Origin of the sequence: Leptolyngbya sp. CCNP1308, from assembly GCF_034932455.1 — a bacterium.
Taxonomy (GTDB): Bacteria; Cyanobacteriota; Cyanobacteriia; order Phormidesmidales; family Phormidesmidaceae; genus Nodosilinea.
This window is the reverse complement of sequence record NZ_JAYGIH010000076.1, coordinates 65,629-87,257: the sequence shown is the minus strand read 5'-3', so window position 1 is coordinate 87,257 and position 21,629 is coordinate 65,629. Positions and strand designations below refer to the sequence as shown.

The following is a 21,629-nucleotide window of genomic DNA, read 5'->3' as shown; positions in this document are numbered from 1 at the left end:
AAAAAGAGACCGCAGCGATTGTGGCTCTTCAGCCTAACAGCCCATCGGGGCTAATTCCACCTCAGGAACCCTAGCGCTGCCCGGTTGGGTTCCCGTTAAGCTCTGTAACAGTTAGGCTGGCCGACCTCGCGAAGACTCCCATCTTAGTTAACAATCGGTCTAGACCCAGCGTCTTTGTTTAAGCGTTATTCACTCAGCCTTGAGGAGTATTTTTATGCCCCTTTCAGACACTCAGATTTTCATTGCCCTAGCCCTAGCTCTATTGCCCGGTATTCTGGCATTTCGCCTATCCACTGAGCTTTATAAATAGGTTAAATCGGGGCCTTATTTTAACGTCCCCTAGGCATAGTTCACGATAACGAAAGACTCCGGCACCGTGGTGCCGGAGTCTTTCGTTATAAAAAGACAACAATTAGACCAAAACTAGAGCGATCGGTGGGCGCTACAGGCTCATGGCGGGCTCGTTCTTAACCGGCCCCAGGGCACCAGAGTAGATCAGCCCCCGGCGGGTATCGAGGGTGAGAATGCTGCCGTCACGGATGATCTCGGTGGCGTTTTTGACCCCAACAATCACCGGCACCCCCAGCCGCAGGCCAATCACCGCCGCGTGGCTGGTGAGGCTGTCGTCCTCGGTGACAATGCCCCCCGCCCGCCGAATGGCCTCTACAAAGTCGGCGCTGGTGTGGGGCACCACCAAAATCTCACCGTCGTTAAAGTCGTTAACGTCCAGACTGTTGTGAGCCACCCGCGCTCGCCCGCTCACCGAGGCCTCGCCCACGCCCACGCCGCGCCCCAGCACCGCCGTCACCACGTCTACCTTGATCAAATCGGTGGATCCTGACACCCCTTGCAGCGTACCTGCGGTTAGCACCACCAGGTCGCCGTCGTCGAGCAAGGCCTTTTCTTGGGCCACGCCCATGGCCGCCTGAAAGGTCTGGGTGCTAGAGGGCAGGTCGAGCACCAGCAGCGGCCGCACTCCCCACACCAGCTGTAGCTGCCGGGCCACATGGACGTGGGGTGTCACCGCCAAAATTGGCGTCTGAGGGCGATACTTCGACACGTTGCGGGCGGTGGCCCCCGACTTGGTCAGGGTCATGATCGCCGCCGCGTTGAGCTGTGTCGCAATACGCCCCACCGCCTGGCTGATGGCGTTTGGAATAGACCGTGCACCGCCGCTGTCTTTGCGATCGCCCAGGGTCAGCCCCTCCTGCTCGGTGCACACCGCCACCTTGGCCATAGTCGCCACCGCCTCCACCGGAAACTTGCCCACGGCGGTTTCGTTGGAGAGCATCACCGCATCGGTGCCGTCGAGAATCGCGTTGGCAATGTCAGACACCTCCGCTCGGGTGGGGCGGGGGTTCGACACCATGCTGTCGAGCATCTGGGTAGCGGTAATCACCGGAATACCCAGGGAGTTAGACATGGCGATCAGCCGCTTTTGCAGGATCGGCACCTCCTCGGCGGGCAGCTCGACCCCCAGATCGCCTCGGGCCACCATCACCCCGTCAGATAGCGACAAAATCGCCTCCATCTGCTCGATCGCCTCGTGCTTTTCGATCTTGACGATCACCGGCACATTCTTGCCAGCAGCATGGATGATTTCCTTGATCTCCAGCACATCCTGGGGGTTGCGCACAAAGCTCAGGGCCACCCAGTCCACCCCCTGATTGAGGCCAAACATCAGGTCTTCGCGGTCTTTGTCGGTGAGCGCCTTGACCGAGAGATACACCCCCGGAAAGTTGACCCCCTTATTGTTTGACAGCGTGCCGCCCACCACCACCCGACAGTGCAGCTCCTGGGCCTCGAGATCGACCGACTCCACCTGCATCTCGACCTTGCCGTCATCCAGCAAAATAGTGGAGCCTGACGGCACCTCCTGGGCCAGCTTGTCGTAGGTGACGCAGGCGCGCTCCTGGGTGCCCGGAATAATCTCGCTGGTGAGCACAAAGGGGTCGCCCTTGGCCAGCTGGATGGAGCCGTGCTCGAACTTGCCCAGGCGAATTTTAGGGCCTTGCAGATCTTGCAGAATGCCCACGGGCTGGTTGAGCTCGAAGGAGATTTGCCGAATCAGGCGAATGCTGCGCTGGTGGTCGTCGTGGCTGCCGTGGGAAAAGTTGAGCCGCAGGGTGGTGGCCCCGGCTTCAATTAGCTCCCGCAGCACGTCGGCGTTTTGGGTCGCAGGGCCGATGGTGGCCACAATTTTGGTGCGGCGAACAGAGTTGCGCAGGCGCATAAACGACCTCTACTGAGAGTAAAACGCTACCGCATCGGGCCGACAATCAGGCCCGTAGACTAGCAGCCATAAAGCACAGGGATAGTAGCACGAATGCCGATGGGCTTTACGCTTCACCCCAAAACCAGCAAGAATTTCAGCGTTTTTACGGACGATGGGCAGTAGACCCCAGGCGAGGACAGCTTGCTCTCGTCCAGCCCTCCCTAGGGCGCGCTATCGGAGGTCGGCGACCCAGGCCGGTCGTAGCGTTAGGCTATGTCACAAAACTTTATTAATACTGCGTCGTAACGTATACTACCGAAGGCACTGGTGTAGGAGCGATGCATCATGTCGGTGGCAGCTGAAGCCCTGACGGTTCGAAGAACGGTTCCCCCCGAATTACTCAAAACTGAGGGCGGGTTGAGCCTCAATTTTCTCATGTTTATGACTTCCGTGGGGCTAATTAGCCTGTCTACGGTGGGCTATTTTTGCTGGCACTGGGCCGGCTGGTGCGTGTTTTTGATGAACGTGCTGTCTCTGCACCTGTCAGGGACGGTGATTCACGATGCTAGCCACAACTCGGCCCACCGCAACCGGGTGGTCAATGCCCTGTTGGGCCACGGCAGCGCCCTGATCTTAGGGTTCTCGTTTCCAGTGTTTACGCGGGTGCATTTGCAGCACCACGCCCACGTCAACGACCCTGAAAATGACCCCGATCACTTTGTCTCTACAGGCGGCCCGCTGTGGCTGATTGCAGCGCGCTTTTTCTACCACGAGATCTACTTCTTCAAGCGCCGTCTCTGGCGCAACTGGGAGCTACTGGAGTGGTTCTTGGGCCGTTTTGCGGTGGGGCTGCTGGTGTTTGTTGCCTGGCGGTTCGACTTTTTGGGCTACATCTTTAACTACTGGTTTTCGCCCGCGCTGGTGGTGGGCATTGCCCTGGGGCTGTTCTTTGACTATCTGCCCCATCGGCCCTTTAAAGACCGCGATCGCTGGAAGAATGCCCGGGTCTACCCCAGCCCCATTCTCAACCTGCTGATCATGGGGCAAAACTACCATCTGGTGCACCACCTGTGGCCCTCAGTGCCCTGGTATAAGTACAAGCCCACCTACGAGGTGATGCAACCCCTGCTAGATGAAAAAGGGTCTCCCCAGTCCCTGGGGCTGCTGCAAATGAAAGACTTCTTTGGCTTTCTATACGACCTATTTCTGGGCATTCGGCTGAAGCGACATTAGCCACACAGTGCTGCAACAGACAGTGCTGCAGCAGAGACGGCTACGTAGAAACGACCCTAGATGATGGTTTTGTGTGCCCAAATCTGGGGTCGTTTTTACAGTCGAATCCGTCAATATTTGCCGTCTAGCCCGTAACCACCAGATCGGGACGCAGATTGCGGGCACCGCGCAGGTAAACGTGCTGAATTTTGCCGTGGCGAATGGGAAGCTGCACATGCAGCAGAACGCGGATGCAGTAGGGCAGGCTGCCCTCGACATGCATATGCTGCACGTCGAGCAGAGCGACGTTGTCCCACTGAGGACGCTGGCGGGCGATCGCCGCCGGAAACACCGCATCTAAGTCGCGGGTGACGGAGAAGGTGGCGCTAATGATGTAGGCAGGGTCGAGATGGTTGCACTCTTCGAGGGCATCCATCAGCTCTATGACGGCCTCCCGAATCGCCCCCTCGGTATTTTCCGGTACCGTCACCGCTCCCCGAATTGCCCACATTCGCCAGTCCACGCGTTAGCCTCCAAAGGTCATTCTTCAAAGCCCCCAAGGCACCCTTGACAACAGTGGGGACAGAGAATTGACTGCATCTTACTGTTTTAATCCTACCAGGGCACTGATCTGTGCCTGCCCCTAGGGACGGTAAAGCCACAGAGGCACACCGCTGGTAGAGCGTTCAAACTCCAGCCACTCCAGCGTTGCATTGAGGGCCGGTATCGCCAGCGCAGGGTAGGCCCAGCCTGGCGTAGAGCTGCTCGTGCTGGCGTTGCTACCGCCGGGCACCAGCCGCCGCAGGAGGGGCTTTTTCTCGTCGAAGGTGATGCACTCGGCCTTGTCGGGGTCGAGCCCGGCCAGTTCGGCGACCCAGCGGCGGGCGTCTTCTTCGCTGCCGAGGCGGTCTACGACGCCCAGCTGCAAGGCCTGTTCGCCGGTAAAGATGCGCCCGTCGGCAAAGCTGCGCACGGTCTCTTCGCTCAGGTGGCGGGCCTCGGCCACGGTTTTAACAAACTGGCCGTAGCTAACGTCGATGAGCTCTTGCAGGATGCCTTGTTCGGGATCGGTGAGTTCGCGATCGAAGGCGAGAATGTCTTTGTAGGGGCCAGATTTGATTACTTTGAACGAGACGCCCACCTTGTCGAGCAGGCGCTCTAGGTTGTTGCCCCGCAAAATTACGCCGATGCTGCCGGTGATCGTGCCGGGGTTAGCCACAATATGGTTGGCCCCCATGCCAATGTAGACCCCGCCCGAGGCGGAGATATTGCCAAAGCTGGCCACAATTTTGAGCTTGTCTTTGAGCCGTTTGAGGGCCGCGTAGATCTCCTGGGAGTCGCCCACGGTGCCACCGGGGCTATCGATGCGCAGCAGCAGCGCCGGAAAGCGCTTTTCCTCGATTTCTTTGAGGGCCTCCAGCATCCGCTTGCGGGTGGCGGCGGCGATCACGCCAGTCACCTCAATGCGGGCAATGGACTTGCGAAAACGGGGAGAAAACGGCCAGACCATAGGGGTATCAACAACTGTAGGCAAATAGGGATGAACGGTTTTCGGCCCTAGCACTAAGCGTGCTAAGGCCGAACTTTATTGTAGCCAAAACAACACTGTGGCGGGGCGTAACGCCGTGGCAGGTTAGGGGTTGAGCGATTCTGGGAAGAACAGCACCCGACCCCGAACTGCGTTAACATTCCTTAAAGAAAGCCTCAGCAACGCCTCTTAGAGTGTTCCAACTCAAGACTTATCTGGGATCTCACCGCGATCGCCCCAATGGGTGGAGTTCGCGTCCTTGAAAAGTATGTTTTTTTAGTTGGGATACTCTTAGGCCATTGCGACGGTCAAAGACCGGCCTCGAAGGGCCATTGCCCCCTAGGTCAGCCCTTACCCATCGCCCCTCGTTATCTACCCTATGGATTCAACCTCCACACCCCAGTCGGCTACCCGCAACCCCATTGTGCTGATTGCTCCCTTCTTTTTGTGGGGCACCGCCATGGTAGCGATGAAGGGAGCCATGCCCCACACCGCGCCGTTCTTTATGGCGGGTATGCGGCTGGTGCCCGCCGGGATAATTGTGCTGCTGGTGGGATTGGTTTTGGGCCGTCCCCAGGCCATTAGTCGCCAGGGCTGGCTCTGGATTGCGCTCTTCGCCCTGGTGGATGGTGCTCTCTTTCAAGGTTTTCTGGCGGCGGGCCTCCAGCGTACCGGGGCAGGCTTGGGCTCAGTCATGATCGACTCGCAACCCCTGGCGGTGGCGGTGATGGCGCGGGGGCTGTTTGGGGAGTACATTGGTGCCCTGGGCTGGCTTGGCCTGCTGTGGGGCATTGCGGGGATTAGCCTGCTGGGCCTGCCCGATGAGTGGATTTTTTCGCTCTTCCACGGCGACATGACTTGGCTGACGGGGGGCACCGCCCTGAACACGCTTTTGCAGGGCGGCGAATGGTTGATGCTGCTGGCGGCTCTGTCAATGGCTACGGGCACTATTTTGATTCGCTACGTCTGTCGCCACGTGGATCCGGTGGTGGCCACGGGCTGGCATATGGTGCTGGGGGGTCTGCCGCTGTTTGGGCTGTCGGCTCTGGGAGAAGTGCAGCCCTGGCAGGGGCTGACCGGGCTAGACTGGGGGGCGATCGCCTACTCGACCATCTTTGGCAGCGCCCTGGCCTACGGCATTTTCTTTTTCTTGGCAGCCCAGGGCAACCTCACCAGCCTCAGCGCCCTAACCTTTTTGACCCCGGTGTTTGCCCTGCTATTTGGCAACCTGTTTTTGGGCGAAACCCTAAGTTCGCTCCAGTGGGTCGGGGTCAGCTTTACCTTGGTCAGCATTTACCTGATTAACCAGCGCGATGCCCTGACCCAGAAGCTGCGCCAGCTAACCCTGGCCTACGAGACGGCAACTTCGGCAGAGAGTACCCCCGTGGAACCGGACTAATGGGCAGGTGAATCAGCGGGTAGGTGGGTAAGTGAAATAACCTGTCCACCTACCTACGCACCCACTCTAGATCGCGCCGCCCTCGGTAGGTTAAGTTACCTTAGGGGCATCTGCACTGGGGAACCGTTGCCGCCAGCTATGGGCCGATATGAGAGTTAGAAGGGCATCGCCAGGGAGAGGGTTAGGCTACCGCAGCGGTTCTGGGGTTAAGACTGCTGTCTTGGCTCTGGCTACGGGATTACTTGTGACTGGCCTACCTGGGTTAGAGTCTGCGATCGCTCCAGGAACCACAGCGCCAGCAGCGGCCCAGACAGCGGCTCCCGATCCTAACCCTGTGTTGCTGAAGCCAGGGGCTGAGGGCGACGAGGTCATGATGCTCCAGCGGCAGATGCGGCTGCTGGGCCTGTACCAAGGGCCGCTGGATGGCCGCTATGTAGGGCCGACCCAGGCGGCGATCGCGGCCTTTCAGGGCAGCGCTGGTCTGCCCGCCAACGGCATCCTAGACCAGACCACCTGGCAGCGCATGAGCACGCCCCAACTGGTCACAGAGAATGCGCCCCCCACGGCAGAAGCGCCGGTGCTGTTCCCCACCGCTGCGGTGCCAGAAATCCCTGATGTGGCAACGGCTGGCACTCCTTCCCCAGCCGCAGCCCCTACTCCAGCGCCTGTAGTCGAGACTGCTGCACCCGCCGAATCTTCAAATGCTGATGCTGAGCCTGCTGCATCGGCCACATCTCCTGAACCTGAAAATTTGGAATCGGCTGAATCCTCTGAGGCGGAAGTTCCCGATGCGGTTGAGGATACTTCCCCTGGGCGCCACTGGGGCTGGTGGGTGTTGAGCAGCTTGGCGCTGGTCGGCTGTCTGGGAGGATGGAGATTCTTGGGTCGAGGGCGATCGCGATCGGCGAAGCAATGGGAACCTGCCTCAGAACCATTGTCTGTTCCAGAATCCCAAGTTCATCACCTGGCCTCAGCGGATTCTCCAAGTGATTTTCCTGCCCCCAATAGCCCAGCAGCAACTACGACGAAGTCCTCAGCATACCCTGACTCGCTCCAGCCCCCACCCACCCCCGATACGGCTGACCTGCCCCTAGAAGCCACTACCCGCCTCAGCTCTGGAGATATTGTGGATTCGTTGGTCTATGAGCTGGCTAGCCGCGACGGTGCGGTACGCCGCCACGCCATTTGGGAGCTGGGTCAGCGGGGCCATTCTGACGCTATTCAGCCCCTAATTAACGGGCTCCTGGAAGCAGATTCTCAAGAGAAAAGCCTGATTCTTGCCGCCCTGTCCGAGATCAGCAGCCGCAGCCTCAAGCCTATGCATCGTGCCCTGGCCCTCGGCCTGCAAGACCCCAGCCCCGAGGTGCGCAAAAACGCCATTCGCGACCTCAGCCGGGTCTACGATACGGTGGTGCAGCTCAGCCACATGCTGGCCCACGCCACCCAAGACCCCGACCCTAGCGTGCAAGAAACCGCCCAGTGGGCTCTCAGCCAGCTAAACCGCATTCCCGCAGCGGCCTATCCAGCCCTGCCCCCCGATGCTAACTCTCCCTACGACAGCGATAGCCATCGCCTCCCCCCCAGCTAACTGACTTTTCCCCCACTCCCCCCCTCAATCCAAAACTCACCTACTCATCTACTCAAACCCCCTCCCCATGCCCCTCCCACGCCGCCTGCTGTTCGTCTCAACTCCCGTGGGGCCGCTGGGGTCTGGCCTTGGGGGCGGTGTCGAACTCACTCTGCTCAACCTGGCCCAGGGCCTGGGCGATCGCGGCCACCAGATCACCGTGCTGGCCCCCGAGGGGTCGAGCTTAGGGGATGCTGTCATGATGACGGTGCCAGGGCAGTTGCAGCCCACAGCCCACAGCCAGGGGCGCGGTGCGCCGGTCGTGATTCCGGCAGACAGTGCGCTGGGGGCAATGTGGCGCTATGCCCAGCAGCACCAGGGACAATTTGACCTGATCGTGAACCTAGCCTACGACTGGCTGCCCTTTTATTTGACCGAGTTTTTCGGTACCCCAGTGGCCCACTTTGTCACCATGGGCTCCCTAAACGACGCTATGGATGAGGCGATTGGCCAGGTGGCTCAGCAGTTTCCCGGTCGGCTGGGAGCCTACACCCGCACCCAGGCCGAGACCTTTGAGGTAGCCGATGCCTTTGAAATTCTCAGCAGCGCCATCGATCTAGCGCTTTACGACTTTTGCCCTAGCCCCGGCGAGGCCCTGGCCTGGATGGGGCGTATCTCTCCCGAGAAGGGGCTGGAGGATGCGCTAGAGGCCGCTGCGATCGCCCAAGCTCCTCTCAAGATTTTGGGCAAGCTGGAGGATGCGGACTACTGGGGAACGCTGTGCGATCGCTTCCCCCACGCCACCGACTGCTACTTGGGTTTCTTGCCTACCACCGAGCTTCAGCAGGTGCTGCGCCAGTGCCGTGCCTTACTCATGACCCCTCGCTGGGTCGAAGCCTTTGGCAATGTGGCCATTGAAGCCCTGGCCTGCGGCGTGCCAGTGATTGCCTACGCCCGTGGTGGCCCGGCTGAGATTGTGCAGGCGGGGAAGACTGGCTGGCTAGTGCCGCCAGATGATGTGCAGGGGTTGGTGGATGCGATCGCCAAAATCAATCAGCTCGATCGCCACGCCTGCCGCCATCAAGCCGAAACCGAGTATTCCCTAGATGCGCTGGCCGCCCGGTTTGAGCAATGGTTTGAAGCTATTATCGCCTCAGCTCACTGAGCCTGAGCCATCGGCCGCTGGCTCAGCTTCTCTAACCGCTGGAAGTCATGGTGCAGCGCCTGGCGCAGAGAGCGGTTTTGCGGGTCAACCCGATGGGCTTTCTTCAGGCAGGCTTCGGCTTTTTGGGGGTTGCCCTGGTTGAGCAGCTCATGGCCCCAGCGGTAGTAGGTAATCGCGTGCCACTGGCGAATCTCGGGGTCTTCTGGAAAACGCTGGGCCAAACCTTCCACCAGCGCCACCGCTCGGGGAAAGCGCTGCTCTTGAAAAAGCCCACGCAGCTGCTTAAAGCTGTTTACTTTCAGCTGTTGATCGGCCTCAGAGCCACCAGGAGTAGGGCTAACCGTAAGTTCCACATCTGCCGCCGCTGGGGTAGGGCAAGTTTGGGCAGGCGGTGCCTGGGTAGAGGCCGTTGGGATCGGTGTAGGAGGTTTTGCCACCCGCACTGGGGCAGTGGCCTTCTGAGCCTCGAGCACTCCTGGAGGCAATGAGTTGACCAAAGCCTGGTAAGCCTGGGTCACTTGAATAAATTTTTCCTTCGCCAGCTGGTCGCCGGGGTTGGTGTCGGGGTGGTAGAGCCGGGCCAAGTTGCGATAGGCCAGCTTGACATCGCCAAAGCCGGCCCCGGTTCTCAGCCCTAGTATGCGGTAGTAATGCGCCAGCGCCATGATTCGCAAACTCAGCAGAATGAGGTACGTGTGCTGGCCCTATTCTGCCAACTGTCGGCAAAAATGGCGCAGCCAATTACACCGTTGCGGGCACAGAAGAAGCCAACTCCTGGGTGCGCTCTTCGATCACCCGGTCGATCAGGCCGTAGGCGACCGCCTCTTCTGCCGACATAAAGTAGTCGCGATCGGTATCTTTTTGAATTTGCTCAATGGAGCGACCGGTGTGGCGGGCCATCATTTCGTTGAGTTCTTGGCGAACCCGCAGAATTTCTTTGGCCTCAATGGCGATGTCGCTGGCCTGAAGTCGCTGCCGCCCGGTGCCGCCCATGGGCTGGTGAATCATGATGCGCGAGTGGGGCAGGGCGACCCGCTTGCCCTGGCTGCCTGCGGCTAGCAAAAACGCCCCCATGGAGGCGGCTAGACCCAGACAAATAGTAACCACGTCAGACTTGATGTACTGCATGGTGTCGTAGATGGCCATCCCTGCCGTCACCGACCCGCCTGGGGAGTTGATGTAGAGGTAGATGGGCTTAGTGTTGTCGTCAGAGTCGAGGTACAGCATGGCGGCCACGATCGAATTGGCCAGGCTGTCGGTAACCTCTTGACCCAGGAAAATAATGCGCTCCTGGTTCAGTCGGGTATAGATATCGACCCACTGGGAGTACTGGCTGCCGGGCAAACGATAGGGGACCTTGGGAGTGCCGATGGGCATAGTGCTCTTTCAACCTAAAAACAAAACAACGGATGTGGGAGGTGAAAACCGGTTTTGAGGGGCGATTCCCCTCCGGGGAAGCTGCGCGATCGCCCTTCGAGTTTCAGGACGTGGCCTAAATTCCGGCACCGGCAGGCACCGGCAGCTCTTTGCGACTCGACAGCACCCGGTCGATGATGCCGTACTCCTTCGCTTCTTCGGGGTTCATGTAGAACATCCGGTCAGAGTCGTGCAGCACCTGCTCCAGGGTTTTGCCGGTGCTCTTGGCCAAAATGCTCATCATCGAGCGCTTGTTGTCGAGCACTTCTTTAGCCCGAATTTCGATGTCAGTGGCCTGGCCTTGGGCACCGCTGCGGGGCTGGTTGAGCACAATGCGGGCGTGGGGCAGGCTGGCCCGATAGCCCTTGGTGCCCGCCGCCAAAATCACCGCCGCCGACCCCATGGCCTGACCGATGCAGATGGTGTGCACCGGGGGCTTGATGTAGTTCATGGTGTCGCAGATGGCAAAGGCTTCGGTGTCGTAGCCGATCATGTTGCCGTCGTACCAGGAGGTGCCGGTGGAGTTGATGTAAAAGAAAATGGGCTTATCGGGGTCATCAAACTGCAAAAACAGCAGCTGGGCGATGATCAGCTCGGTGACATCAATGCCCACCTGCTGCTTAATGTCATCCCCTGAGAACAGGGGTAGGCCCAGATAGACAATCCGCTCCTTGAGCAGCAAGGAGGGCAAATCTGGGGGCGGCGTACGGTACGTCGCATCGCCATACGGTGCCTGCACGGCTTTAATCTCTAAACTCATAGACCGAAGACGCCCAAATACGCGTTTTTAACAGTGTAACGCGGGATAGAGCTGGGTTCTATGCCACCCCCAAGACGGATATCCCCACCTGGGTCTCTATCAAAATAAAGACCCAGATTTACGTCCTGCTGTAGATGCTGTGCCGTTGGGCTCAAGCCTAAGGTAGTGGAGGATTAGCGTTTAAGGAATTTACCGTATGTCTATTGAAGATCGCGTTAAGGCCACCGCTCAAAATATCGAAGGTAAAGTGCAGGCCGCTGCGGCTGAACTGACGGGCGACACCAGGGCTAAGGCCGAGGGTGAGACCAAGCAAGCTCAGGCCAAAGCTACCCACGCTAAAGAAGATGTCAAAGACGCGCTGAAAGACGCTATCGACTAAACGTCACAGCCTACCGTTTGAACCCTATTAGTGACCCGCCGGGGCAGCCACTGGTTGCCCCTTTTTGTTGGGCAGCTATCTAGGGCAGGCAACAGCAGTAATGGAGGCGTGAAGATGCTGGTGACCTGTGGTTAGAGGCAAAGTTGCCGGATAAATTTCAGTTTGGGAGCCAAAATGGGTTCTCTAAACCAGAGAGGATTCCCTATCTACTGTTGGGATACGCCGCGACTATGTTTTCAATTTTTATACTCACCCACAACGAAGAGCGAGATATTGCGGCCTGTATTGAGTCGGCCCTGCTGTCAGACGATGTGATTGTGGTGGACTCGTGCAGCAGCGATCGCACCCAAACCATTGCCACCCAGTACCCCATCCGCTTCATCGAGCACCCCTTTGCCAGCCACGGCCAGCAGCGTACCTGGATGCTGGAGCATGTGCCCTACCACCACGACTGGGCCTACATTCTCGAAGCCGACGAGCGCATGACGCCAGAGCTGTTTGCCGAATGTTTGGCGGTGATTTCCCAGGGAGATAGTGACACCATAGGCTACTACGCGGCCGAGCGGGTAATGTTCATGGGCCGCTGGATTCGCCGCAGCACCCAGTTTCCGCGCTACCAGCTGCGATTGCTACGTCGGGGCAAAGTCTGGTTCGACGACTACGGTCACACCGAGCGCGAGATCGTAGACGGCCCCACCGGATTCTTGAAGGAAACTTACCCCCACTACACCTGTAGCAAAGGGCTCAGCCGCTGGATTGAGAAGCACAACCGCTACTCTACCGATGAGGCCGCCGAAACCCTGCGCCAGCTACAGGAAGGCCGGGTTGACTGGCGGGCCATGGTTTGGGGCAAATCTGAAGTCGAGCGACGGCGGGCACTAAAAGATCTTTCGCTGCGACTGCCCCTGCGGCCTCTGACCCGGTGGTTCTACATGATGTTTATTCTCGGCGGCTGGCGCGATGGCCGAACCGGGCTAGCCTGGTGCACCCTCCAGGCATTTTATGAGTATTTAATTGTCCTTAAGGTGCGCGAACTCAACCACCCTGAATACCTAACTGGCGTGCAGCCTGAGGAAACAAACACTGCGTCAATAAATTCCCTATCTATAGAAGGACACGGCCCAGTTTCATCGAGTGTCGTCGCCCCACCAATGCAATAACTCCTTATCCTCCTCACCTCCCCCATCCCCCTAACCACTCACCCTGCCTAGCCGAGACGCTATCGTAGAAAAATGAGTGAATATCGGGTAAAACGAGTCTCGCCCCCCAAGAAGAAGGCTTCGTGGCGCAATTTGGGCGAATCGCTGGGGATGTATCGCTACGGGCAGCGAGCCATTCAGCTGGTGTGGCAGACCGACTGGCGACTGACGGTGGCGTTAGGGTTGCTGACATTGGTGGCAGGCTTGCTACCGGCGGCGATCGCCTACGTCGGCAAGCTAATCGTCGATGGTGTGGTCAAGGCGGCCCAGTCTGGGTTAGCGATCGATCGCCAGGCCGCACTGATGTACCTGGCTTTGGAGGCGGTACTGGTGGCAGGCCTGGCGGGGGCGCGGCAGGGTTTAACCCTGTGCCAGTCGCTGCTGCGAGTGCTGCTGGGGCAGCGGGTCAACGTGATGATTCTCGAAAAGGCCCAGACCCTGCCGCTGACCTACTTCGAAGATTCTGAGTTTTACGACAAAATGACCCAGGCCCGGCGCGAGGCCTCGGCGCGGCCCCTGAGCATGGTGAACCGCACCTTTGGCGTGGTGCAGGATGCGCTGTCGCTGCTCACCTTTGGCGGATTACTGCTGCAATTTTCGGGCTGGGCCGTGGCGTTGCTGGCTGTGGCAACTCTGCCTGCCTTCATTGCCGAAACCCAGTTTGCGGGGGAAGCCTTTCGGCTGTTTAAGTGGCGATCGCCCGAAACCCGCCAGCAAATTTACCTGGAGGCGCTGCTGGCGCGGGAGGATTTTGCCAAGGAGGTGAAGCTGTTTGGCCTAGGGCCGCTGCTGCTGGAGCGCTACCAGGATATTTTTCAGCGTCTATATAAAGAAGACCGCAGCCTGACGGTGCGCCGCAGTGGCTGGAGCTACGGCCTGGGCCTGCTGAGCACCGTATCGTTTTACCTGGCCTACTGCTGGATTGTGCTGGAGGCGATCGCAGGCCGCATTTCTTTGGGCGAGTTGACGATGTACCTGACGGTGTTTCGCCAGGGGCAGACCACCTTTGCCAGCTCCCTGACGGCGATCGGCGGCATGTACGAAGACGGGCTGTACCTGGCCAACCTCTACGAATTTCTCGAACAGCCGGTGCCTGAGGATATGGGAACCGCCGATCGCGGCATCGATCCGATGGACGGGCTGCGGTTTGAGGACGTGTCGTTTACCTATCCGGGCAGCGAGCGGCTGGCGTTAGAAGGAGTCTCCTTTCACCTGAAGCCGGGGGAAAAGATGGCGATCGTGGGCGAAAACGGCTCGGGCAAAACTACGCTGATCAAGCTGCTCACCCGGCTCTACACGCCTTCTCAAGGCCGCATTCTACTGGATGGTCGCGACCTGCAAGAGTGGGATGCCGAGGTGGTGCAGCAGCGCATCGGCGTGATTTTTCAAGACTTTGTGCGCTACCAGTTTAAGGTGGGCGAAAACATCGGCGTCGGCGATGTCACCGACTTTGAGGATGCTCAGCGATGGCAGGTCGCCGCCGCCAAGGGCACCGCTACCGAATTCATTGAGGACTTGCCGGAGGGCTTTAACACCCAGCTGGGGAAATGGTTCTTTGGTGGGCAGGAGCTGTCGGGTGGGCAGTGGCAGAAGATTGCCCTCTCCCGCGCCTTTATGCGTACCGATGCCGACATTCTGGTGCTCGACGAACCTACTTCGGCGATGGATGCCGAGGCCGAAACCCGCCTGTTTGAGCAGTTCCGCGAAGCCACCCAGGATCAGATGGCGATTTTGATTTCTCACCGCTTTTCGACCGTGCGGCGGGCCGACAACATTATTGTGCTGGCCAACGGCAAGCTAATCGAGCAGGGCAGCCACGAAGACCTGCTGCACCAGGATGGCCGCTATGCCCGCCTGTTCACCATGCAGGCGGCGGGATATCTGTAGATTGAGTACCCCGTAGAAGCGATCGCGAACAATCCCTATCGGCACGTAGCAGCAGGCAGCCCGAAAGTGCTATAGGCTAATGACTGTGATGACAACTGCCGGGGCAAAGGGACGTACAGGCCATGTTAACTGACTTGCAACAGCGCAAATTGACCAAGCTATTTAGCATGTACGACTCTGACTACACCGGGGTGTTGGTCAAAAAAGACTTCGAGCTGATGTTTAAGAAGTTGTCTACCCTGCGTAACTGGTCACTGCGATCGCCCCGCTGCCTGGTGCTGCAAGACAAGCTCATGCGCAAGTGGCAGGGGTTGGAGAAAAAAGCCGACACCGCCCACAATCACGAAGTTTGCCGAGCCGAATGGCTAGCCTACTACGACGACAGTCTATCTGATACTGAGCCTCACAACGACGATATTCTCAGCCTGATGGAAATCATCTTTGATGTCTTTGACCAGGATGAGGACGGTAAAGTCAACCAGGCCGAATGGGGGCAGCTGCTGGCGGCTTTTAATGAATCGCCGGTCTATGCGCCACTGGTGTTTCCAGCGCTAGATGCCGACCAGGATGGCTGGCTCACCAAGGCCGAGTTTTTGCAGCACTTTAGCGCGTTTTGCTGTAGCGACGAGGTCGATAACCCAGCTAATGGCATGTTTGGGCCTTACTAGACACGGCTGTGCCTCAATGTGGTGAACGTATCTGTGGCGATGACTGGCGTTGCAAATTGATGACATCGCAGAACAGGCTGGCGCATTGGTATTGCGGGCGATCGCACAACCATCACCGCCCTCTGCATTAACAAGTCACGCCCTCGCTGTGGCAAAACCACAACCCGATATTAATGATCGCGCTGTAGTTATGGCAGTGCCGCTGCCTGCATTGGCATCACCAGCGGTGGTTTTAAGATATTCATTGGGTGTATGGCAATGAGAAGGAGGGGAAGGTGCGATGCGCTCCTCACTCATCCATTGCGCCACACCGCACCACAACTCAACCATCAAGCATTTCCCCTGCCCCAGAGACCGGGTTTCTTCTGTGGGTAGACGAAAGGATAACGCTACCACTCCAGAAACCCGGTCTCTAAACCTAAATTTCGGCAATCTTTTGCCGAAGTTCTCGCTGAGCGCTTGTAGGGTTAGGTAACATCCTCTCAACGTTGCGTTGCGCAAAGCCTTACGCTGCCATCCCTGCAACTTCATCCCCCCATCCAAAATCTAAAACTGCCCCCTATGCAACGGCTCACCGCTAAAGAACTACAGCGCCGCTATCGCGCCGGAGAGCGCAACTTTGCCGGGGTAGACCTAAACGGCGAATCGCTGCGCGGCATAAACTTAAAGAGTGTTGACCTAGCCAACGCCGACCTTAGCTGCACCGACCTGCGCGGCACCAATTTTACCAAGGCAAACCTGGAAGGCACTCAATTTATAGGAGCTAAAGCAGGTACCCAACGCCGTTGGTTATTGCCTCAACTACTCATTACTGTTGCGCTGGCTACTACTGCAAGCTTGTTGGCCGATACGCTTTGGATTGTTTTTGCCTCAAGTTTTGTTAGTCCTTCCGGAGAAACCACTGGTTCTGTAACCGGAGACACTATATTTGGCGTTTTAGGAATTGTGCTTTTCCTAAGCTTTTGGGGTTTGATTTATACAAAAGGTGTTTTAGAAGCGTTAGGAGTAGCGCTAGGAGCTTTCGTTGTCACTTTCGTTACCGTTTTCGCTGGCTCTTTTGTCGGATCTGCAGACGTTGCTGGAGATTTTGCTGTCACTGTCACTGTCGATTTTGCTTTTGCTATCGCTAGTGCCATCGCCAGTGCTGTCGCTTTTGCTATTGAGGTCGTTTTTTCTGCCGTTTTTTCTGTTGCTGTTCTTGTTATCTTTGCTGTTGTGATCCGCGGCTATGAGTCCTCAGTCATCGCCATAGCATGTATTGGCAGCCTTGCAGGTATTATGGTGAGTTTTATAGTAGCTAGACGTGCTCTTCTAAGGGATCATAGAGATAGTTTTATTCGCAATATATCGATTTGGTTGAGATCCTGTGGCGGCACCAATTTTGTAGGGTCAAACTTAACTGATGCCTCCTTTCAAGAGGCCATTCTCAAGAGCACTCACCTGTATGAGGCCGATTTGACCAGAACTAATTTTCACCTTTCTAAAAAAGTCAATCTATCTCGTTTAGGTAAAACCATTCTGGCCAACTTTCCCGTGCAAAACCTGCTCGTCACGTTGCGCGGCAGTGGTCAGTCGTACGTTGGCCTCAACCTCAAAGGCGCATACTTAGTCAGAGCTGACCTTGCCGATGCCGACTTTACCGAAGCTGACCTCAGCCAGGCTACCTTAGAAGGCGCAACTCTAGAACGAGCAAACCTGACCAAGACCCAGGTCCTCGGCACCAACTTTCACCAAACCATTCTCACTGGGGTCACCCTAGAGGCGTGGAACATCGACAGCACCACGCAGCTTAAAGGAGCCACTGGCGACTACGTCTATCTACTCCGTAATCAGCAAGAGCGTCGCCCCAGCAGCGGCAGCTTTGCCCCTGGTGAGTTCAGTAAACTCTTTCAAGAAGTGCTCGACACCATCGACCTCATCTTTCAAAACGGTGTCGATTGGAAAGCCTTTGTACGCACCTTCAACAATGTTCAAGAACAGTATGACAACGCTGATTTAGGTGTGCAGGCGATCGAAAACAAAGGCGATGGCGTCGTTGTCGTCAAGCTCCACGCCGCACCAGATGCCGATAAACCCGCCATTCACCAATCGTTCACCGAAATCTATCAATTGGCGTTGCAAGAAGCCGAAGCCCGCTACAAAGCTCAGCTTGATACCAAAGACGACCAAATTGCCGACTATCGCCAGCAGAGCGCCAACATGCAAGAAGTGGTCAAGCTGCTGGCCCAGCGACCGATTAACGTAGATGTCAAAGCCACCGCAGAGAGCAAAGCCATGCAAGGAAACGACAACAGCCGCAACATCAGCATCGGCGGCAGCGCCACCGGCAACGTCTTCCAAACCGGGGATGGCAACATCGCAGCCATCGAGTTTCAGCAAGTCACCCTACCCCCGCCCGATCGCGTCAACATCCAAGCCGAGCTAGCCGCTCTGCAAGCCATTCTCGCGGGCCTCAACGACCCCGTCACCACCGGCATCGCTGCCAAACTCGACGCCGAAGCCGCCAAGCCCGCACCCGACAAAAGCATCGTCGCCACCACCCTCGAAACCGGGCTCACCTACGCCCGCAACCTGCAAGGCTTTGCCGAGGCAATCGACAAGCTGCGCCCCCACGTGCAAAACGCCGCAGGCTGGCTCGGCGAGCACGGCACCAAACTGCTGCCCCTGGTGGGTCTGGTGCTTTAACTGACCATTAGGCTACGTCAGGACGGTCTACTGACCCGCACCAACCGACCATAGAGAGACACTTCTGCAACTAAAGCCTGATGAATCCGCTCCGCCATCTGTGCTCTGTCGGGGTCATTGGAGCACACAACAATGCCGCAGTGCTGAGCCAATGAGCGATGTAACCGGGCAAAATCGTTGCGGTTGAGGGTTAAAACCGCCCGGCCATCGTCAACGGCAAATCGCAAAACCGCCTCATCGGGAATGCCCAGATTGGCGTTGCTCGCTTCCTGCACCGTTAAAACATCGTGCCCCAGCGATCGCAACCGTTCGCTCACGGCCCGAGGAAATTGCTCATCAGCGTACAGACGCGCCATACATCAGTTAGGCAATGGCTTGGTTGGCGGCAATGTCAGCCGCTATTTCAGCTGGGTAAGCCGCCGCGTAGGCCCAGGCATTGACCAAATCCACCGCTGTCAGGTGGCCATAGTCTTCTAAAAGTTGGGCCTCACTGATGCCCAGTTGTTTGGCCTCTACCAGCAACCAAACCGCAATGCGCGTCCCCGTTATACAAGCAACTCCACCGCAAACGCCCGGCGTTTTGGCAATGCCTCGACCGCTCAAACTCAGCGACTGGGTCAGACGTTGAATAACCTCAGCCTGATCGGCTAACGAGAGGGTGAGGAGCTGAGATTCAAAATCTTGATTCGTCATGGGGAAAGCCGTTAGGTAATACTCATTCTAGAAGCTCCATAACCCCATTAATCTGCTTAGCGCTGCCGATGGGCTGCTGTACCAGGCCAAATAACAGGAACGCGATCGCGCCCTTAACAGACAAGGCTAACCACAGTCTTTCTCCCCTTAGCCCCGGTTGGCCACCGAGCTGCGCTGGCTGAGCATGGCCTGGTGGGCCTGCTCCCAGTGGTGGGCCGCAATGCGAATTTGGCTGGGGTCGGCCAGGCCCTGGGCACGGTATTCGCGCACAGCTTCGAGGGCCGCCTGGTTGCTGAGCAGGGCCAGGTCGGCACCGTTCCAGCCGTCGGTGCGGGTGGCCCAGTCATTGAGATCGACGGATTCGAGGGGTCGATCGCCGTTGTGCACCTGTAAAATCGCCAGTCTGCCTGCCGCATCGGGCAGGCCAATTTCGAGCTGAAGGTCGATGCGGCCCGCCCGCAGAATGGCAGGATCGAGGGCGCTGGGGCGGTTGGTCGCGCCAATCAGCAGCACGTTGGGGCAGCCCTGGAGACCGTCTAGCTCAGTGAGTAGCTGACCGACGACGCGATCGCTCACCCCAGAATCTCCCTGGTACTGTCCCCGGGCGGGCACCAGGGTGTCAATTTCGTCGATAAACACCACGCAGGGCGCGGCCTGACGGGCCTTGGCAAAGAGTTCGCGCACCGCCTGCTCGGCGGCCCCCACCCAGCGGCTCAGCAGCTCGGGGCCGTTGACGGCGATAAAGTTAGCCCTGGCCTGGGCAGCCACAGCCTTAGCCAGCAGGGTTTTGCCGGTGCCGGGAGGCCCCCACAGCAGCAGCCCCCGAGGCGCTTTGGCCCCCGTTTGGGCGTAGAGGTCGGGGTAGAGCAGCGCCCCCTCGACGGATTCTTGCAGGGTTTGCTTGACGGAGTCTAAGCCGCCGATGTCCTCCCAGGCGATCGCGGGCGACTCCACCTCCACCGATCGCAGCACCGAGGGCTTGATCTCTTTGATGGCCTGAAGAAAGTCGTCCTGCATCAGGGTCATGGCATCGGGCACCGGGCCAGACAAATCCGGCACCTGGCGGCGCAGGGCAAAGTAGGCCGCCTTTTGGCAGAGAGCCTTGAGGTCGGCCCCCACCATGCCGACCGACAGATCGGCGATCGCCTCTAAATCCACGCCATCTAGCGGCATGGTGCGGGTTTGAATGCGCAGAATCTCGCACCGACCCTGGCGATCGGGCACCCGAAACTGCACTTCGCGATCAAAGCGACCGGGGCGGCGCAGGGCGGGGTCGATGTGGTCGGGCCGGTTGGTGGCGGCGAGCACAATCACACCCTTGGTCTGGGCAAAGCCATCCATCAGGCCCAACAGGGTGGCCACCAGACGCTTTTCGACTTCGCCCTCAACCTTGCTGCGATCGGGGGCGAGGCTGTCGATTTCGTCGATAAACACCAGGCAGGGGGCAGCTTTTTTGGCCTTTTCAAAAATGGCCCGCAGGCGCTGCTCAGCCTCACCGTAGTACTTGCCCATCACCTCGGGGCCGACGATGGCAATGTAGTTGACGCCCAGGTCTTCGGCCAGAGAGCGGGCCGTCAGGGTTTTGCCCGTGCCGGGGGGGCCGACCAGCAGCACGCCGCGCGTGGGCTCTAGCCCCAGCTTGGCCAGCACGTCGGGGCGCTTGAGCGGCATTTCCACCAGTTCGCGCAGCTCTTGCAGGGTGGCGGAGAGACCGCCGACATCGCCCATGGTGGGGTGGTGCGGGGGAGAGGGTGGAGTAGGTGAGGCGGGTGAGGTAGATGGGGAGGGTGGGGAAGCATCGCCGCGGGTGGGAGGTGGGGTGATGATGACTTCTTCGACGGCGGGGTCGGGGATGGGTGCGCTATCCCCAGGGGGGCGGTTCATGCGGCTGACGCCGATGTCAGGGATATTGCCCTGGCGAGGAATGCTGCCCATGCCCCGGGCGTTGATCTGCACGTTGGTTTTTAGCTCACCGCTTTCGGCTTTTTCCTCTAGCGTTTTAGCCAGTTCGAGCAGTTGTTCAAAGCCTTTAAAGAAGTCATTCATGGGCGTTAGTAATAACAGCTTGGGGCTGACCGCGAGGGAATGGGTACTTTTTAGCGTTCCCAGACCTAGGGTTCACTACCGGTCGGTAAAATCGCTTTACCCCGCCCCAGTCGTTATAAAAGTTGAAGAATGCTGCCGACCGGCCCTAGAGACTCAGGGCGCTGTAGCCGCCTAAAAACACCAGCCACACCATCACCACCAGCCAGTGCATGGCCGCTACCACCCACCACGAGCCCGACTTCCAGTAGACGATGGTGCAGATCAGGCCCAGCAGGGCGGCCGACAGCAAAAACACCGGGTTGCTAAAGGTGGCAAAGGCCACGGGGTAAAGGGTCATGGCGTTGAGGGGATGCATGACGACAAACAACCCCAGCATGGGCAGGCCCAACCGCCAGCGGCGGCGATCGCTCATAATCTCCGTCGGGTGGGGCAGCAGCAGCACTCGCCAAAATCCCTCTTCGAGCAGGGCGGGCACCAGCAGCACCCGCGCCGCCAGCCGCAGCCCGTCGCCCCAGGTAATATCGGCCAGGGTCGGGGCCAAAAAATGGCTGCTCAACCCCAGAGGAACGGTAACTAAGCCAAGGGCTACCGTCAGCCCGGCCGCTAGCGCCCAGTCTTGGGCCGGGGGCCAGGTGGTGGCCGCCTGCCGCAACCGATGCCGGGTGAGCCGAAAGGCAATATAGGCGTGAAGGCGAAGGTATTGCAACGGAACAATGCAGTAGCGGCAGCAAACGGTCGCGGCTCTTAGTCAATCCTAGCCAAGTCAGCAACCTGAGCAGGGTGTAGGCCTTGGGCAAAATCTAACAGGGT

The 21,629-nt window shown here is 58.5% G+C and carries 20 protein-coding genes; 10 read left to right on the top strand and 10 right to left on the bottom strand.

From position 1 onward, the window contains the following. Window positions 1-214: 214 nt before the first annotated feature. Window positions 215-310: a photosystem I reaction center subunit XII gene (gene psaM / locus VB780_RS22220; protein ID WP_275337355.1), complete on the top strand. Its 96-nt coding sequence runs from the start codon at window positions 215-217 to the stop codon at window positions 308-310. Window positions 311-442: 132 nt separating this feature from the next. Here psaM and pyk read toward each other — a convergent pair whose 3' ends face one another. Further along, the gene (gene pyk, locus VB780_RS22215; protein ID WP_323353373.1) at window positions 443-2,233 is read right to left on the bottom strand and encodes a pyruvate kinase; all 1,791 of its coding nucleotides are present in this window, start codon (window positions 2,231-2,233) and stop codon (window positions 443-445) included. Between the two features lie 327 nt (window positions 2,234-2,560). Here pyk and crtR point away from each other — a divergent pair, with 327 nt between their 5' ends. Continuing rightward, window positions 2,561-3,448 carry a beta-carotene hydroxylase gene (gene crtR / locus VB780_RS22210; RefSeq protein WP_323353372.1) on the top strand — a complete coding sequence of 296 codons (888 nt, stop codon included), beginning with the start codon at window positions 2,561-2,563 and terminating at the stop codon, window positions 3,446-3,448. Between the two features lie 124 nt (window positions 3,449-3,572). Here the strand turns inward: crtR and aroH are convergent, their stop codons facing one another. Both aroH and sppA read right to left on the bottom strand, forming a co-directional pair. Then, window positions 3,573-3,938 (bottom strand): chorismate mutase, encoded by a 366-nt coding sequence (aroH, locus tag VB780_RS22205; protein WP_323353371.1) that lies wholly within the window; start codon window positions 3,936-3,938, stop codon window positions 3,573-3,575. Window positions 3,939-4,070: 132 nt separating this feature from the next. After that, window positions 4,071-4,937 (bottom strand): signal peptide peptidase SppA, encoded by an 867-nt coding sequence (gene sppA / locus VB780_RS22200; RefSeq protein ID WP_323353370.1) that lies wholly within the window; start codon window positions 4,935-4,937, stop codon window positions 4,071-4,073. Between the two features lie 397 nt (window positions 4,938-5,334). Between sppA and VB780_RS22195 the strand changes: the two genes are divergently transcribed. The 3 genes from VB780_RS22195 to VB780_RS22185 all read left to right on the top strand — a co-directional run bounded on the left by VB780_RS22195 (window position 5,335) and on the right by VB780_RS22185 (window position 9,086). Continuing rightward, window positions 5,335-6,354: a DMT family transporter gene (locus tag VB780_RS22195; protein WP_323353369.1), complete on the top strand. Its 1,020-nt coding sequence runs from the start codon at window positions 5,335-5,337 to the stop codon at window positions 6,352-6,354. 244 nt (window positions 6,355-6,598) lie between these two features. Further along, entirely contained in the window at window positions 6,599-7,942 is a 1,344-nt protein-coding gene (locus VB780_RS22190) for a HEAT repeat domain-containing protein (RefSeq protein ID WP_323353368.1), read from the top strand. 67 nt (window positions 7,943-8,009) lie between these two features. After that, on the top strand, window positions 8,010-9,086 hold the full coding sequence (locus VB780_RS22185; protein WP_323353367.1) for a glycosyltransferase family 4 protein: 1,077 nt from the start codon (window positions 8,010-8,012) through the stop codon (window positions 9,084-9,086). Here VB780_RS22185 and VB780_RS22180 read toward each other — a convergent pair. The 3 genes from VB780_RS22180 to VB780_RS22170 form a co-directional block, all read right to left on the bottom strand. Then, on the bottom strand, window positions 9,080-9,751 hold the full coding sequence (locus VB780_RS22180; protein ID WP_323353366.1) for a DnaJ domain-containing protein: 672 nt from the start codon (window positions 9,749-9,751) through the stop codon (window positions 9,080-9,082). The genes VB780_RS22185 and VB780_RS22180 overlap by 7 nt on opposite strands. A 76-nt stretch (window positions 9,752-9,827) precedes the next feature. Then, the gene (locus tag VB780_RS22175) at window positions 9,828-10,463 is read right to left on the bottom strand and encodes an ATP-dependent Clp protease proteolytic subunit (protein WP_323353365.1); all 636 of its coding nucleotides are present in this window, start codon (window positions 10,461-10,463) and stop codon (window positions 9,828-9,830) included. 115 nt (window positions 10,464-10,578) lie between these two features. Then, window positions 10,579-11,262 (bottom strand): ATP-dependent Clp protease proteolytic subunit, encoded by a 684-nt coding sequence (locus VB780_RS22170; RefSeq protein ID WP_323353364.1) that lies wholly within the window; start codon window positions 11,260-11,262, stop codon window positions 10,579-10,581. Window positions 11,263-11,458: 196 nt separating this feature from the next. Between VB780_RS22170 and VB780_RS22165 the strand changes: the two genes are divergently transcribed. The 5 genes from VB780_RS22165 (at window position 11,459) to VB780_RS22145 (ending at window position 18,080) form a co-directional block, all read left to right on the top strand. Further along, window positions 11,459-11,641 carry a CsbD family protein gene (locus tag VB780_RS22165; RefSeq protein WP_323353363.1) on the top strand — a complete coding sequence of 61 codons (183 nt, stop codon included), beginning with the start codon at window positions 11,459-11,461 and terminating at the stop codon, window positions 11,639-11,641. 230 nt (window positions 11,642-11,871) lie between these two features. Further along, on the top strand, window positions 11,872-12,801 hold the full coding sequence (locus tag VB780_RS22160; RefSeq protein ID WP_323353362.1) for a glycosyltransferase family 2 protein: 930 nt from the start codon (window positions 11,872-11,874) through the stop codon (window positions 12,799-12,801). 72 nt (window positions 12,802-12,873) lie between these two features. Then, complete coding sequence (locus VB780_RS22155) at window positions 12,874-14,727, top strand: ABC transporter ATP-binding protein (RefSeq protein ID WP_323353361.1); 1,854 nt, start codon at window positions 12,874-12,876, stop codon at window positions 14,725-14,727. 122 nt (window positions 14,728-14,849) lie between these two features. Then, complete coding sequence (locus VB780_RS22150; RefSeq protein ID WP_323353360.1) at window positions 14,850-15,395, top strand: EF-hand domain-containing protein; 546 nt, start codon at window positions 14,850-14,852, stop codon at window positions 15,393-15,395. A 561-nt stretch (window positions 15,396-15,956) separates the two neighbouring features. Then, window positions 15,957-18,080 carry a pentapeptide repeat-containing protein gene (locus VB780_RS22145; RefSeq protein WP_323353359.1) on the top strand — a complete coding sequence of 708 codons (2,124 nt, stop codon included), beginning with the start codon at window positions 15,957-15,959 and terminating at the stop codon, window positions 18,078-18,080. A gap of 17 nt (window positions 18,081-18,097) precedes the next feature. On the opposite strand, the gene VB780_RS22140 is transcribed toward VB780_RS22145, so the two are convergent. From VB780_RS22140 to VB780_RS22125, 4 genes are all read right to left on the bottom strand, one after another. Then, window positions 18,098-18,436 carry a DUF5615 family PIN-like protein gene (locus VB780_RS22140; RefSeq protein WP_323353358.1) on the bottom strand — a complete coding sequence of 113 codons (339 nt, stop codon included), beginning with the start codon at window positions 18,434-18,436 and terminating at the stop codon, window positions 18,098-18,100. Between the two features lie 7 nt (window positions 18,437-18,443). Beyond that, window positions 18,444-18,773 (bottom strand): DUF433 domain-containing protein, encoded by a 330-nt coding sequence (locus tag VB780_RS22135; RefSeq protein WP_323353357.1) that lies wholly within the window; start codon window positions 18,771-18,773, stop codon window positions 18,444-18,446. A gap of 147 nt (window positions 18,774-18,920) precedes the next feature. Next, window positions 18,921-20,819 (bottom strand): AAA family ATPase, encoded by a 1,899-nt coding sequence (locus VB780_RS22130; RefSeq protein WP_323353356.1) that lies wholly within the window; start codon window positions 20,817-20,819, stop codon window positions 18,921-18,923. Window positions 20,820-20,964: 145 nt separating this feature from the next. Next, window positions 20,965-21,525, bottom strand: coding sequence for a type II CAAX prenyl endopeptidase Rce1 family protein (locus tag VB780_RS22125; RefSeq protein WP_323353355.1), 561 nt, complete (start codon window positions 21,523-21,525; stop codon window positions 20,965-20,967). Between the last annotated feature and the right edge of the window lie 104 nt (window positions 21,526-21,629).